Origin of the sequence: Flavobacterium sp. (genome assembly GCF_965277525.1) — a bacterium.
Taxonomy (GTDB): domain Bacteria; phylum Bacteroidota; class Bacteroidia; order Flavobacteriales; family Flavobacteriaceae; genus Flavobacterium.
In genome coordinates this window covers 161,620-176,440 of sequence record NZ_CBDIDC010000014.1, presented here as the reverse complement: position 1 = coordinate 176,440, position 14,821 = coordinate 161,620, and the positions used below count along the sequence as shown (strand labels likewise).

Sequence of the window (14,821 nt, the reverse complement as noted above, 5' to 3'; positions counted from 1 at the left end):
TTTTTTGAGGTGTCCCGAAAACTTCGGGATTCCTCAAAAAAGATATAGCCGAAAGCGGGAAATAGCTTCTTATTACAATTCGATTGATTCTCCGATTTCAAGAAGCATTAAATCTTTTCCTTTATCGAAAAATTTACGAATGGCATCTTCATGATTAATTTCGATGTAACCAAAAGTATCAAAATGGTAGCCTAAGATTTTATCGCATTCGATAAAATCAGATGCAAGAATGGCATCTTCAACATCCATTGTGAAATTGTTTCCGATTGGAAGAATGGCCAGATCTAATTCTGTACGTAACGGAATCAGTTTCATGTCCATTGTAAGTGCTGTATCTCCGGCGATATAGATATTTTTGTGCTCACTTTCGATCACAAAACCACCAGGGTTACCACCGTAACTCCCATCAGGAAAAGAGCTTGAGTGAATTGCGTTTACGTATCTTACTTTACCAAAATCAAAATCCCAGCTTCCGCCGTGATTCATTGGGTGCGCTTTGAATTCTCTTTGAGCATAGTAGCTTGCTATTTCAGCATTAGAAACTATAGTGGCGTTTGTACGCTTTGCAATAGCTTCTACATCCAGGATGTGATCGCCATGTGCGTGCGTAAGTAAAATATAATCTGCTTGTAATGTGTTGATGTCTATCGCTGCGGCTTTTGGATTTCCAGTAATAAAGGGATCAACAATAATGTGTTTTCCTCCAACTTCGATGCCTAATGAAGCGTGTCCGTAAAATGTGATTTTCATTTTGTTTAAATTTTTAAAGTTGAACTTTGTTTTATCTTCCTCCTAAAAATAGGTTCACAATAATGTCTGAAATCAACGAAATCATACACACTGTCAGTAATATGGAAAGTAAGAACGTGCTAAGTGCCAGTTTTTTTAATTCCGGATCTAACAGCTTAGGATCTTGATTTTTATAAACGGTAATTAAATGTTTAGTTAAAGGTATGTAAGCCAGTAAAAATAAATATTGATCAAAATTATAATCGCTCAAAATGGCAAAAATAACCACTGAAAGCATTGCCGTAATAATCAATGAAAAATGATAAATTTTCGCTTTTGCCCCACCCATTTGAACTACGATCGTATTTTTTCCTGATTTTCTGTCTGATTCTTCATCGCGCATGTTGTTCAGGTTTAAAACTCCAACACTCAATAAACCAATTGAAATTGCCGGTAAAATCAAAAGCGGATCGACTTCTTTAGAATATAAAAAGTTAACCCCTAAAGTACTTACCAATCCGAAGAAAACGAAAACGAATACATCTCCCAATCCTTTGTATCCATAAGCTGAATTACCCACTGTATAGCGAATTGCTGAAGCAATAGCAGCAATACCCAATAATAAAAAGAAAATAGAATATCCGAAATTCGATTCGCCAAAGGCAAAATAAATCAATACAATGGCCGATAATAAAGTTAATAGTGCAGTAATAATTATTGCTTTTTTCATGGCCTGAGGTGTAATAACACCGCTCTGAATGGCGCGCTTTGGTCCTATTCTGTCTTCGTTATCAGTGCCTTTTACCCCATCGCCGTAATCATTTGCAAAATTGGATAAAACCTGTAGACCTAATGTTGTTAAAAGTGCAAAACCAAAAATTTTCCAGCTAAATACTTCTGTTGGTGTATCAATGGTCGATGTTGGGTTTGAAAGCGCGTAAATACTTCCCACTATAATTCCGGAAACTGATAAAGGTAATGTGCGCAATCTTGCGGCTTCAATCCAATGTTTCATGCGTATTTTTTTATTAAGTTTAGTTTCAGGTTTCAAGTTTCACGTTTCGTAACCTGAAACCTGAAACTTGAAACTATTTTATTTTTTTATGGCAACCATTTGTTTTCTCCAAAGTTTGGTTTTCTTTTTTCTAAGAAAGCATTTCTTCCTTCTTTAGCCTCTTCGGTCATATAAGCTAATCGGGTTGCTTCTCCGGCAAAAACCTGCTGACCAACCATTCCGTCGTCTGTCAGATTCATAGCGAATTTTAGCATTTTGATAGAAGTTGGTGATTTTTGAAGGATTTCCTGAGCCCATTCATAAGCGGTATCTTCTAATTCGTCGTGTGGAATAACGGCATTTACCATTCCCATGTCCATCGCTTCCTGAGCAGAATAATTTCTTCCGAGAAAGAAAATTTCACGTGCTTTTTTCTGCCCTACCATTTTTGCCAAATAAGCAGATCCGTATCCTCCATCAAAACTGGTCACATCAGCATCTGTTTGTTTGAAAATAGCGTGTTCTTTACTGGCCAAAGTCATGTCGCAAACGACATGCAAGCTGTGTCCGCCACCAACTGCCCAACCGGGAACTACTGCAATAACTACTTTTGGCATAAAACGAATTAAACGCTGAACTTCAAGAATATTCAAGCGATGTTGTCCATCTTCACCAACATAACCCTGGTGACCGCGGGCATTTTGATCTCCACCGCTGCAAAAAGAATATACACCGTCTTTAGTTGAAGGTCCCTCTGCAGAAAGTAAAACTACTCCTATCGAGGTGTCTTCCTGGGCATCGTAAAAAGCCTGGTACAATTCTGAAGTTGTTTTAGGGCGAAAAGCATTTCTAACATTTGGTCTGTTGAAAGCGATTCTCGCAACTCCGTTACATTTTTTATAAGTTATATCTTCAAATTCTCTGGCAGTTATCCAATCCATTTCTATTTGTTTTATTTTAAATAATTATAGCGTAAAAATAAAGCATTTTTACATTTTTACCTACTCAATTTAGTTTAAGTCTGTACGAAAATTACTTTCAATGTTAACAATTAATCGCTACAGATAAAAAATAACACTTTTTAACATTAGTTTCAAAAAATAATAAGTAATTTTACAGCCTAGAAATCAATGAGATACATTTTATTTCGTCGATTTCAGATTGATTTTCTTTCACTGATTTATTAACCTAAAAAATGATTTTTTTGAGAAAATTTAAAAAATTTGTCGCTCATTTTTATATGGTTTTTATTCTTAAACCCTTAAATAATGGGCAAATGATTTATTCATTTGTTGAAACTTCGAAAAGGAGATAGTAGCACCTAAGGTTAAATGCTGGAATTGTTTAGTAATTAGTATAAAATTGATTACGAAAAGAGGAAAAAATGCTAACTAAAACTTTCTATAAGTTATTTTATCAAACCAATGGATTAGCCGTGAACTTGATGTTTCGCTTTTAATATGAATGTATAGATTGTTTAAAGACATACCAATTCAGGAAGTAATTTCTAAAATTTTTAAAGCTGTTATTTTCTGAATGGATTCGAATTTATTTTATTTCTGTTTTTTTTTAATTACAATTTTTTTTAAAACTAGAATAAAAAGGGAAAGGCTACTCGTGATGGGTAGCCTTTTCTGTTATTATAGAATAAATTCTAATACTTTACTCTTAAATTTCGATTAAGAAAAATCCAAATTCCAATGTATACGTTTGATATTGGACTTTGGAGTTTAAAATTTTTGAGATTTTAATTTTCCTTTACAAGATAAATCCCGTCGTCCTTGATCTCTATCAGTTTATCTTTATACAAAGCGCCAATTGCTTTCTTAAAAGTCTTTTTACTCATTTTCAGAACTGTTTTAATATCTTCCGGATGCGAAGCATCGTTTAGGCGTAAAAAACCACGATTGGCTCTTAATTCATCTAGTATTTTCTCTGCATTTGGCTCAATACTCTGATAGCCTTGCACTTGTAAGGCAACATCTATTTTATTATCAGGACGAATATTTTTTATAAATCCTATCATTCTGTCTCCGGTTCTAATCGCGTCATCATACACTTCGTCTTTGTACAACAATCCTTTGTGCTGCTCATTGATGATGACATTGATTCCTAATTCAGTAATATGCGAAACGATCAAGTCAACTTCTTCTCCTTTTTCAACCGTTAGGTTTTCATTGCTTAAAAATTGATTCAATTTGCTTGAAGCTACCAAACGATTGGTTTTTTCATCCATATAAAGGTAAACTAAGTAACGTTTCCCTTTTTCCATCGGACGAGCTTGTTCTTTAAACGGAACCAGAATGTCTTTTTCCATTCCCCAATCCATAAAAGCTCCTACCTGATTCGTATAGTTGACTCTTAAGAGAGCAAATTCATTCAATAAAATGTAAGGTTCAAGTGTGGTGGCAACCGGGCGTTGCTCATGGTCCAGATAAACAAAGACGATTAGTTCTTCGCCTATTTCAAATTCGTTTGGAACGTATTTATTGGGTAACAAAATATCGTGAATTCCTTCCGGATCTTCTTGAGGATTTCCTAAAAATAAACCAACTTTGGTATCACGTAATATAGTAAGGGTGTTGTATTTTCCTATTTCAATCATATTCTTGAGATTCTAAGCTAAAAAGTAGCTGAGTTTTTAAAGTGCAAATGTACGAAGTTTGAAAATGGTACGGTGAAAAATGTTTTAGATAAAACAGAGGAAATATCTTTTTAGTGGTTTGTCTTTTTTTTAATTAAATTTGGGAATCTAAAATTAATCCCAAATCAATGAAAAAAACCGTTTTTTATTCCGTTTTTACCTTTCTGTTTTTTACCCAAATTGCCATTTCTCAAGTTGTTGAAGATCCGGAAATAAAAAAAATGATTACTGAAATCAAAGCCGAAAATCTCGAAGCGACTGTTCGTAAATTGGTTTCTTTTGGCACAAGGCACACTCTAAGCGATACCAAAAGCAAAACCAAAGGAATTGGTGCTGCGCAACAATGGGTGAAATCTGAATTTGACAAATATGCTTTAGAATCTAACGGAAGACTGACTTCTACAATTGATTATTTTACCGCTAAAGCGGATGGAAAGCGAGTTTTAAAAGACAGTGAACTTGGAAATGTAATGGCTACTTTAAAAGGAACTGATCCTACAGATAATCGCGTTCTTATTATAAGCGGACATCTTGATTCGAGAGTTTCTGATGTTATGAATGTAAAATCGGATGCGCCGGGTGCCAATGATGACGGATCCGGTGTGGCTGCCGTTATAGAATTAGCGAAAGTAATGAGCAAAAGATCATTTCCTGCAACTATTATTTTTGTTGCTGTGGTTGGTGAGGAACAAGGACTTATTGGTGCTCGTCATCTTGCCGAAACAGCAAAAGCAGCAAACTGGAATATCATCGCAATGCTGAATAATGATATGATTGGCAATAGCTTGTCTAGCGGAACCAATTTAAGAGATAACACGCAAATTAGAATTTTTAGTGAGGCCATTCCGTTTTTAGAAACTGAAGATGAAGCTAAGATGCGTAAAGCAACTAATCGTGACAATGACAGTCCGTCAAGATTATTGGCGCGTTATATCAAAACCGTTACCGAGCAATATGTAGATCAACTGAGTGTGAAATTAGTATATAGAAACGATCGTTTTTTACGCGGTGGAGACCATACGCCGTTCAGTCAAAATGGTTTTACAGCGGTCCGTTTTTGTGAGATGAATGAAAATTTTGATCATCAGCATCAGGATTTAAGAACAGAGAATGGTATTAAATACGGCGATTTGATCGAATTTATGGATTTCGACTATTTAAGAAAAAATACCTGTGCTAATTTAGCTACTCTTGCCAACTTAGCATCGTCACCAAAAGCACCTGTAAATGTGGGTATTGAAGTTAAAAACCTTTCTAACTCTTCTTCTTTTTCCTGGACTGCTCCTGAAGAAAAAGAACAATACGGATATCAAATTCTAATGAGAGAAACGTCTTCTTCGCATTGGGAAAAAACATTTTTTGTAAAGGATACGAAAGCAGAAATACCGTATTCCAAAGACAATTACTTTTTTGCAATACAAACCGTAGATGCTTTAGGACATGCGAGTTTACCGGTTTTTCCGGTTCCAATTCGTTAACGAAAATACAACATACAAAAAGCGCCAATTAGGCGCTTTTTGCATTTTAATTCTCTTGGTTATTTTATGAACTTTATATTTTCCCTGAGTATTAAACTAACTCTTTAAAATATTGTTTCAGAATGACGTCGTTCTCAAAAGTGGGAGTGAAAACTTCAAGAATTCCCCCGGCTTCATTGTCCTGATAAAGAGCTCTAATACTTCTGCTTAAAGATTCTTCATCTTTTGCAGTAAAATAATTCAAGGTGTACATTTTTGCCAGATGTTCTGCTGTTAAGTCGTGTGACGTTTCAAAATACGTATTAAAAACCGGTTTCTCCTCATGCCCTGGTAAAATTCTAAAGATTCCCCCTCCTCCATTATTAATTAAAATAATTTTGAAATTTTTAGGGATATAGGCATTCCATAATGCGTTACTGTCGTATAAAAATCCAATATCACCTGTAATGAAAACGGTTTGCTTTCCGCTTCCTACTGCAGCGCCAATTGCTGTAGAGGTACTACCGTCAATTCCGCTGGTTCCTCTGTTACAGAAAACTTCTATCGAAGGGTCAGTATCAATTAATTGTGCATAGCGAATGGCAGAGCTATTACTGATTTGAAGTTGGCTGTTTTTAGGCAAACTTTCGATTACTTTTTCAAAAACTTTAAAATCTGAAAATGGAATTTTCTCTAAATATTCCTGTCTTTTATTTTTCCGTAAATCGTAAATCGCATCAATTTTAGAAAAATAATTGCTTTCTGTAAAAGTAGCTTTAGGCAATAAAGCCTTAAAAAAATCATTCGGTTGCATGATGAAATGCTGCGTTAAAGCACCAAAAGTATCATAAGCACGTAAAGTATCAATGTGCCAATGCTCTTTGGGCTGGTATTTTCTTAAAAATGCCTTGACACGTTTCGAAACAATCATTCCTCCAAAAGTGACTAAAATTTCCGGTTGAAGAGCTTTAAATTCAGCATCATCAAAAGCCGTAATTAAAGTATCAATACTATTAATAAAACCTGAATGATGTAAATTCGAAGTTGTTTCTGTCAGTACCACAATAGATTCGTCTTTTGCGAAATTTTCTATTATATCCTGATCAATACTGTTCGCTTCATTAACACCTACAAGAATTAATTTGCTCTTAGCGGCATTCCAGACTGAAACAACATCTTCTATGTTTTCGATGATTTTTGTTCCTATAGTGTCTTCGGAATGGGTAATTTTTGATTGAACTGAAAGTGTGTCAACGGTTTCATATAAAGGTTCTTCGAAGGGGGCATTGATATGAACGGGCCCTTTTTGAAGCATTGCGGTTTCGATTGCTTTATTGATTTTTATATCATTTTCTACAGAAGCCTCTTCCGATAAATTGGCATTGAAAACAGAATGGTTCTGAAAAACATTTTCCTGGCGAATCGTTTGTCCGTCGCCAATATCGATCTTGCTTTGCGGACGATCTGCCGAAATTACGATTAATGGGATCTGACTGTAAAATGCTTCGGCTACAGCCGGATAATAATTTAATAAGGCTGATCCTGATGTACAAACAACTGCAGTTGGTAGTTTAGTTTGTTGTGCAATTCCTAACGCAAAAAAAGCAGCGCAACGCTCATCTGCAATGCTGTAACATTTAAAATCAGTATTTTGTGCAAATCCAATAGTTAAAGGGGCGTTTCTTGATCCGGGAGAAATTATGATATTGGTGATTCCTTTTGCTGAACAAATTTCTATAATGCTTTGAGCAAGCGCTATTTTGGGGTAAATCATTATTATGGTGTATTACTTTTTTTTAAAGAAATCTAAAGTTCGCGATTTCTTTTTGATAACACAAAGTTACAAACTTAGTACTGGATTTAACTTATAAATAGGAAGATATTAAGGGGTATTTTTAGAAAAAGGGAATATATTTGTAAAACAGATTTTTTAATAAAAAACAAACTCTTTATGCGTTTCTTCTCTATATTCTTTCTTTGTTTTTTCTTGCAAACCGTTACTTCCCAAAATAAGTTTGTACCGGACGACACACCTTATAAAACAGCTTTAGAAAATGCAAAAAAACAAGGAAAACCTCTTTTTGTCATGCTTTATGCAGATTGGTGCCCTCATTGCAATCAAATGAAGAAAGAAGTTTTCAGTGATCCTGCAGTGATGGATTTTTTAAATAAAAATTATGTTTGTGCCTGGAAAAACGTCGAAAAAGAAGAAGGAATTGCCCTTAAAGACCAATACAATACTAAATCATTGCCTACTTTTTTATTTATAGATCCCAATAATGAAACTCTTTTATATGCTTTAAAAGGAGAATCGAAAAAGGCAGATTTTATGACCGAGGCCAATTATGCCTTGAATCCCGGGATGCAATTGCCTTATTTAGAAAAAGAATTCCTTGCTGACCCAGGCAATTCAACTAAATTTTTTGCGTATTTGAATACATTGAAAAAAGGAAAAGACAGAACAGACTTGTCAATTCCTACGCATATTTATCTTAATACACAATCTGACACACAATTGGTTAGCGAATTGAACTGGCGTGTGATTGCAAATGGTGTAACTGATATTAATTCAAGAGAATTTCAATATGTTTTAAAGCATCAGAAGGATTTTGCTGCGGTAGCATCCCAGAGTCGTATTGACCGCAAGATAGAAAGTATTGTTAATGAATCGCTTCGTCCGTATGTCGATAATTTAGATACGATAAATTATTATAAACAAAGGGAAATTGTAAAATCGATACGATTGCAGAAAACAGATTCTATCGTTTTTAAATTGGATTTGACGCTTGCGGAAAGAACTGAGAAATGGCAAAATTATAAAAAAGTAACACTTGCGGATACGGAGAAGCTAGCTTGGAATGATGCCAGTTTCCTTAAAGATATCGGCCAGACTTACCTGAAACATATTACAGATACTGAAAGTTTAAAAAAATCGATAGGCTGGGTTAAACGTTCATTAGAACTGAATGATTCTTATGATGGAAATCTCCTTCTGGCAAGACTATATAATAAGATAAAGGATAAAAAATCAGCTATACAATATGCCAGGGATGCCAAAGTAATTTGTACCGAAATGACCTGGAGTACCAAAGATGTAGATGCTTTGTTAGCGGAATTAGGGACTAAATAGCTTTTAACTCCAATAATTAAATTTCAAATTTAAAGCGAGCTTCTCCTGAAGACTCTATACATGCTTTAAAATAAAATTCAGAGAAATAAACAAAAACAAGCACGAATTAATTATATAAACTAATTTGCCAATCATAGCAAAAACTACCAACAAAAAACATGGACGTAATACTTAGATCAGCCACAACCAATGATTTAGAGAAAATTCTTGAAATTGTCAACCATTCTATTTTGCACACCACTGCAAATTATAATTATGATATTCAAACTATAGATATTCAGACAAAATGGTTTGAAGACAAAACTGCTAAAAACCTACCCATTGTTGTTGCTGAGTTAGATGGTGAAGTGGTTGGCTTTGGGAGTTACGGACAATTCAGGGAAAAAATTGGATATCAATATACAGTGGAGCACTCTGTTTATGTTATTGACAACATAATAGGCAAAGGCATTGGATCTCAATTATTACTCGAACTAATTCGTCTGGCAAAAGAACAAGGTTATCATGTAATGATTGGTGCTATTGATGCTGATAACTCCGGGAGTATCGCTTTTCATGAAAAATTTGGATTTGTTGCAACCGGAACTATTCGTGAGGTGGGTTATAAATTTGATCATTGGCTGGATTTGGTTTTCATGCAATTGATATTGAAGTAGATTTTTTAACCACAAAGAGCGCAAAGGTTTACGAAAAGGTCGCTAACAGAAAGCAAAAAAGTTTTTTTTTTAATTTACAGCAAAGAACTAAGAATGACCTATAAAAAAAAATCCACAAACCTGAATTAATTCAGATTTGTGGATTTTTGGGTTGAGATAGTTATTAATTAACTTTTTATCCAGTTGATCACTTCAGGATCTGTTGGTAATGTTCTTGGTTTAATTACTTTAACCAATTCACCTTTTTCGTTGATCAGGTATTTTTGAAAATTCCATTCAACTTCAGAATCCTGTAAACCATTTTTAGATTTTTGCGTTAAGAATTTATATACTTCACACATATCATCCCCTTTTACAGAAACTTTATCCATCATTGGAAAAGTTACCCCGTAATTTTGTTGGCAAAACGTTTCGATTTCTTTGTTTGTTCCAGGTTCCTGAGAGGCAAAGTTATTAGCCGGGAAACCTACAATTACAAACCCTTTATCTTTATACTCTTTGTAGATCGCTTCAAGATCTTTGTACTGAGGTGTTAATCCGCATTTTGAAGCAGTGTTTACAATCATTACTTTTTTACCTTTTAGAGAAGCAAAATCAAAGGTGTCTCCAGATAAATCCTGAACTTTAAATTGGTAAATGTTTTCTTTTGCCATGACTTTATCCGTTTTAGATAATTTATTTTTACTCGTTTGAGCCTGAACTTGTGAGCTTATTAATAAAACTACACTACAAGCTATTAATGCTATTTTTTTCATCGTTTAATTTTTTATAAAATTAGTTAAAAACTGTTTTCGTTAAATGCTTTAGCCTCTTTATTTTTATTAAACATAAGTTAAATAAAAAATTGAAGCCTAGCGTTAATCAGACGCTAGGCTTCCCCCCATACAAACAAATCAAACCATGAATTAATTGTAATGTTATTTTCTGTTTTTTACTAAATTATAGTTAATGCCCCGGTTATAGTGAAAATTATATTTAGAATCTCAAATACCTTCCATTTCTTCTATTGCTTATTGGCGTTTACATCATAAAATTTACTAATTCTTATATTTGAGATTAACTTGGTATTTTAAATTACTACTTAAATTTTCGGGTTGGAAGTCCGGGGACATCAACTATTCTGTATTTAAATGTAAGTCAGATCCTTTTTCTTTTTAAATCTTATTTTCAAACAGTGATAAAAAATACTGGTAAAGCTCAATAACAAGAATATTTTTAAGACCCTCATAATTTCTGTTTGTTTCAAATATTGGCATTCAAATTCAAATCCTGATGATCATTAATACCTTGCTGAAATCACTGTTGCAAAAATGTGCTAAAGCTAAAACTGTCGTTAAACCAACAATCAATATTTTCAAATTATATACGGTAATCATGATATTTCTTTTTTATTTACTGAGATTTAATTTACAATTTACAATCTGTCAAATGTTAAACTTTGTCTCCTGTTACAATTTTCAAAAAAACTATAAATCTTTAATTTGAAGCTCTTTTCTTTCGTACTGCTATTTTACAGAATTATCTTTTAATGTTATAATAGCATTTACGTAATTGGATTGCTTTTGGTTTTAAAAAAATGAAAAAAAAAGTAATCTTTTTTTTAAACGCCCTGTTTTACTAGGTTTAAGCCTGTTAAAAAATTTAGGTTTTTCACAAAAAAATAAATTATCTTTATCTCAAAGTATAAAAAAGTATACTAAAATTTTGTTTAAGCTTAAAATCCAAATCTATGAGTCAAGATGAATTGTTAGTTTTTAATTTACAAGAAAGACGAAAGAGCTTTTACCCATTTATATGATATGTATTCAAAAAGTTTATTTTCGGTTATAAATGTTCTTATAAAAAACAGGGAAGAAGCGGAAGATGTTTTGCAGGAAGTTTTTGTCAAAATCTGGAAAAATATAGATTCATATAATGAAAGTAAAGGTCGTTTTTATACGTGGATCCTTAGATATTGCTAGGAATACATCGATTGATAAGTTGAGATCGAAAAATTTTAATAACAGTCAAAAAAACCTTTCTTCAGATAATTTCGTAAATCTGTTAGACGACAGTAATAAACTCGTTAATAGAATTGATACCATTGGAATTCAGGAATTTGTAAAGAAATTGAAACCAAAATGTATTGAGATTATTGATTTATTATTTTTTAAAGGATATACCCAGCAAGAAGCTTCCAGAAGAATTGGCCATTCCCATTGGGGACTATCAAAACGCAAAACAGAAACTGTATTAACGATCTAAGAAATTATCTAAAAATATAATGGAAGCACAAGAATATATAGAATCAGGAATTCTGGAACTTTATGTTTATGGTTTATTGACCGAAACTGAGAATCTGGAAATAGCCGAATTGGCTAAAAAGAATCCGGAAGTTGATCAGGAAATTATTTCGATAGAAAAAGCTATTGTGGCCTTGTCATCCAGTTTTTCGCCTTTTCACTCGGTAGCAAATTTTGAAAAGATAAAGGCCCGTTTAGAACTGAAACATGGTAAAGTAGTCGATATGAAACCTGCTTCAAACTGGTCACAATATGTGGGCTGGGCAGCGGCTGTACTATTGCTTTTGGGTCTTGGGTATCAAACTTTAGAACTTACCAAAACAAAAGAAACTATTGCTACTGTTGGCACTGAGAAAAATAAAATCCAGAGAGATTATGCTTTTTTAGACCAACAAAACAAAGAAACGCAGAAAAATTTAACGATTGTCAGGGATATTAAAAATACCGGTGTAACACTTGGCGGTCAGGCGGTTTCTCCTGCTTCATTTGCAAAAGTATATTGGAATAAAGACACTAAAACCACTTATATCGATGCGGCAGGTTTACCAAAACCACCAAAAGGTATGGTGTATCAGGTTTGGGCTTTAAAATTAAGTCCTGTCCTTACTCCTACAAGCATTGGTTTACTGAATGATTTTGATCAGAACAGCCAAAAGATTTTTGCTGTAAGTCAAACAGATTCTGCAGAAGCTTTTGGAATTACACTGGAACCTGCAGGAGGAAGTTTAACGCCTACAATGGAGCAATTGTATACCTTAGGAAAAGTTTAAGTATAAGCTAATTATAAAATTTACAACGCGTATTCATTTATTTTGATACGCGTTTTTTTATTATTTTTAATTCTAATAAACACACCATCTAAACAAATTAAAATATGAACGGAACTTTACTTTTGCGATTTGCAGTTGCTCTTATTCTCCTCACTCATTCTGTTTCCGGAATATTCAATAATGGAATTAATGATTTTGGGAATTTATATTTAAACCAGATTGGGTTTGCTCCTTTTGGGGTTTTTATAGCCTGGTCAATTAAATTGTCACATGTAGTGGCTGCTGTACTTTTAATCTTAAACAAATATATTAAGCTGGCTGGTTTTGTAACCATTTTTGTTTTGATAATGGGTATTATTCTGGTTCATTTTCAGGATGGATGGTTTGTTGTTGGAGGCGGAAGAAATGGTGTGGAATATAATTTTTTATTAATTATTGTTTTATTGGCGATTATGTATCCTGATGGATTTGTAAAAAAATAAAACAGAATAAACATAACTCAAATGGAAATAGTCTGTAAAAATTGTCATCACACTTACAAAGGACATTATTGTAATAATTGCGGACAGTCTGCTGAAACGCACAAGATAAACTGGCATTTTTTATGGCACGATATTCAGCACGGACTATTGCATTTTGACAAAGGGATTCTGTATTCTTTTAAACAATTATTTACCAGACCGGGAAATTCTATTCGGGAATTTATAGAGGGCAAACGTGTTAAACATTTTAAACCGTTATCATTAGTCGTTGTTTTAGCTACTCTTTATGGAGTTTTATATCATTATTTTAAGATCAATTTACTTCCCGCTACATCAGAAGATAGTTTAAATTATCCTGAATTTAACGAATGGATTTCGACTCATTTTTCCTGGATAACAATTGCGACAATTCCTTTGTTTACTATCGGTACTTTTATTTGTTTTAAAAAACAGGGTTATAATTTTGTCGAATATTTCGTTCTGAACACTTTCAAGGCTTCTCAAAAGCTTTTTTCTCATCTTTTATTATTTCCATTACTGATCTATTATAACGGAATGATTGAAATTCAAAAAGTTACCTCTTTTATTTATGCGGTTGATATCGCATTAACATTTTGGACTAACATTCAGTTTTTTGATAAAATATCGAAAACTAAAGCATTCTTGTTGTCTGTATTAAGTCATCTCATTTTTTTAATTTGTTTTTTAATAGTAATGGCAATTGTACTTTTATGTACAGGAAAACTTTTTGAGTAAATTTAAAAAAAAACGAAAATAATGAAATGGTTTCTTTTTTTATAAAATAACATATCGTAATATTGCAATATTAAAATAAACCAATGGGAGCTACAAAAACAGATTACTTTACAGATAACCAAAACGAATTGGCTATTTTAACTAAAGCTTTAGGGCATCCTGCACGAATTGCTATTATTCAGTATCTATTGAAAGTCAATACATGTATTTGTGGCGATATCGTAAACGAACTTCCTTTATCTCAACCAACGGTTTCCCAGCATTTAAAAGAGCTTAAAAATGCTGGTTTGATAAAAGGAAATATTGAAGGAAATGCCATTTGTTATTGTATTAACGAAGCGGGTTTTGAAAAAATAAAAGTTTTATTCAATCAAATAAACCTTCATTTAGAAAAAAGAAAAAACGAATGTTGTTAATTATTAAATCGAATCATTATGAAACTGTCTGAAATTAAAAAAATACTGACTACTATTGAAGCTGTTAATTTTCAACTACCTGACGGAAATTTTGTTCCGGAATATTTTCACGTAACCGAAGTGGGTTTGGTTACTAAGAATTTTATTGATTGTGGCGGAGTTGTTCGTAAAGAAACCGTTGTAAATTTTCAACTTTGGGATGCGAACGATTATGAACACAGTTTAAAGCCTCGAAAATTAATTCATATTATAGAACTTTCCGAAAAAGTTTTGGGAATTGAAGATTTTGAAATTGAAGTAGAATATCAAAACACGACTATTGGAAAATACGATTTAGGTTTTAATGGAAAAGTTTTTTTGCTTTTAAATAAAACTACAGCTTGCTTAGCGCAGGATCAATGCGGAATTTCGTCAGAAAAACCAAAATTGAAACTGACACAATTAAGTACAGATGAAGGCAATTCTTGTACTCCGGGCGGAAGCTGTTGTTAAATTTAAATGCCTA

Annotated in this window: 14 protein-coding genes and 1 pseudogene; 9 read left to right on the top strand and 6 right to left on the bottom strand. The window is 33.1% G+C overall.

All coding sequences use genetic code 11. The features are described 5' to 3' along the window. Positions 1 to 72 precede the first annotated feature (72 nt). From ACQY44_RS24900 to ACQY44_RS24885, 4 genes are all read right to left on the bottom strand, one after another. The gene (locus tag ACQY44_RS24900) at positions 73 to 750 is read right to left on the bottom strand and encodes a metal-dependent hydrolase (RefSeq protein ID WP_428232974.1); all 678 of its coding nucleotides are present in this window, start codon (positions 748 to 750) and stop codon (positions 73 to 75) included. A gap of 31 nt (positions 751 to 781) precedes the next feature. Continuing rightward, entirely contained in the window at positions 782 to 1,744 is a 963-nt protein-coding gene (gene menA / locus ACQY44_RS24895; protein ID WP_428232973.1) for a 1,4-dihydroxy-2-naphthoate octaprenyltransferase, read from the bottom strand. Positions 1,745 to 1,830: 86 nt separating this feature from the next. Beyond that, complete coding sequence (locus ACQY44_RS24890; protein WP_035681238.1) at positions 1,831 to 2,664, bottom strand: 1,4-dihydroxy-2-naphthoyl-CoA synthase; 834 nt, start codon at positions 2,662 to 2,664, stop codon at positions 1,831 to 1,833. An 806-nt stretch (positions 2,665 to 3,470) separates the two neighbouring features. Further along, positions 3,471 to 4,328, bottom strand: a complete 858-nt coding sequence (locus ACQY44_RS24885) for a CvfB family protein (protein ID WP_428232972.1) — start codon at positions 4,326 to 4,328, stop codon at positions 3,471 to 3,473. A 167-nt stretch (positions 4,329 to 4,495) separates the two neighbouring features. Here ACQY44_RS24885 and ACQY44_RS24880 point away from each other — a divergent pair, with 167 nt between their 5' ends. Then, positions 4,496 to 5,845, top strand: a complete 1,350-nt coding sequence (locus ACQY44_RS24880; protein WP_428232971.1) for a M28 family metallopeptidase — start codon at positions 4,496 to 4,498, stop codon at positions 5,843 to 5,845. Between the two features lie 91 nt (positions 5,846 to 5,936). Here the strand turns inward: ACQY44_RS24880 and menD are convergent, their stop codons facing one another. Next, positions 5,937 to 7,598 carry a 2-succinyl-5-enolpyruvyl-6-hydroxy-3-cyclohexene-1-carboxylic-acid synthase gene (gene menD, locus ACQY44_RS24875; RefSeq protein ID WP_428232970.1) on the bottom strand — a complete coding sequence of 554 codons (1,662 nt, stop codon included), beginning with the start codon at positions 7,596 to 7,598 and terminating at the stop codon, positions 5,937 to 5,939. Between the two features lie 177 nt (positions 7,599 to 7,775). On the opposite strand from menD, the gene ACQY44_RS24870 reads away from it, so the two are divergent. Both ACQY44_RS24870 and ACQY44_RS24865 read left to right on the top strand, forming a co-directional pair. Further along, positions 7,776 to 8,954, top strand: coding sequence for a thioredoxin family protein (locus ACQY44_RS24870; RefSeq protein ID WP_428232969.1), 1,179 nt, complete (start codon positions 7,776 to 7,778; stop codon positions 8,952 to 8,954). A gap of 158 nt (positions 8,955 to 9,112) precedes the next feature. After that, a complete protein-coding gene (locus tag ACQY44_RS24865) occupies positions 9,113 to 9,610 on the top strand; it encodes an N-acetyltransferase family protein (protein ID WP_428232968.1) in 498 nt (165 codons plus the stop codon). 167 nt (positions 9,611 to 9,777) lie between these two features. Here the strand turns inward: ACQY44_RS24865 and ACQY44_RS24860 are convergent, their stop codons facing one another. Beyond that, the gene (locus ACQY44_RS24860; RefSeq protein ID WP_428232967.1) at positions 9,778 to 10,365 is read right to left on the bottom strand and encodes a glutathione peroxidase; all 588 of its coding nucleotides are present in this window, start codon (positions 10,363 to 10,365) and stop codon (positions 9,778 to 9,780) included. A gap of 974 nt (positions 10,366 to 11,339) precedes the next feature. On the opposite strand from ACQY44_RS24860, the pseudogene ACQY44_RS24855 reads away from it, so the two are divergent. The 6 genes and pseudogenes from ACQY44_RS24855 (at position 11,340) to ACQY44_RS24830 (ending at position 14,808) form a co-directional block, all read left to right on the top strand. After that, positions 11,340 to 11,874 (top strand): annotated as a pseudogene (locus ACQY44_RS24855) (RNA polymerase sigma factor). Then, entirely contained in the window at positions 11,874 to 12,662 is a 789-nt protein-coding gene (locus ACQY44_RS24850; protein WP_428232966.1) for an anti-sigma factor, read from the top strand. The pseudogene ACQY44_RS24855 and the gene ACQY44_RS24850 overlap by 1 nt, the downstream one beginning before the upstream one ends. Before the next feature lie 104 nt (positions 12,663 to 12,766). Continuing rightward, positions 12,767 to 13,144 carry a DoxX family protein gene (locus ACQY44_RS24845; RefSeq protein ID WP_428232965.1) on the top strand — a complete coding sequence of 126 codons (378 nt, stop codon included), beginning with the start codon at positions 12,767 to 12,769 and terminating at the stop codon, positions 13,142 to 13,144. Positions 13,145 to 13,165: 21 nt separating this feature from the next. After that, entirely contained in the window at positions 13,166 to 13,900 is a 735-nt protein-coding gene (locus ACQY44_RS24840; RefSeq protein ID WP_428232964.1) for a DUF3667 domain-containing protein, read from the top strand. 83 nt (positions 13,901 to 13,983) lie between these two features. Further along, positions 13,984 to 14,316, top strand: coding sequence for an ArsR/SmtB family transcription factor (locus ACQY44_RS24835; protein ID WP_428232963.1), 333 nt, complete (start codon positions 13,984 to 13,986; stop codon positions 14,314 to 14,316). 18 nt (positions 14,317 to 14,334) lie between these two features. Beyond that, positions 14,335 to 14,808, top strand: a complete 474-nt coding sequence (locus ACQY44_RS24830; protein WP_428232962.1) for a DUF6428 family protein — start codon at positions 14,335 to 14,337, stop codon at positions 14,806 to 14,808. The last annotated feature ends 13 nt before the right edge of the window (positions 14,809 to 14,821 follow it).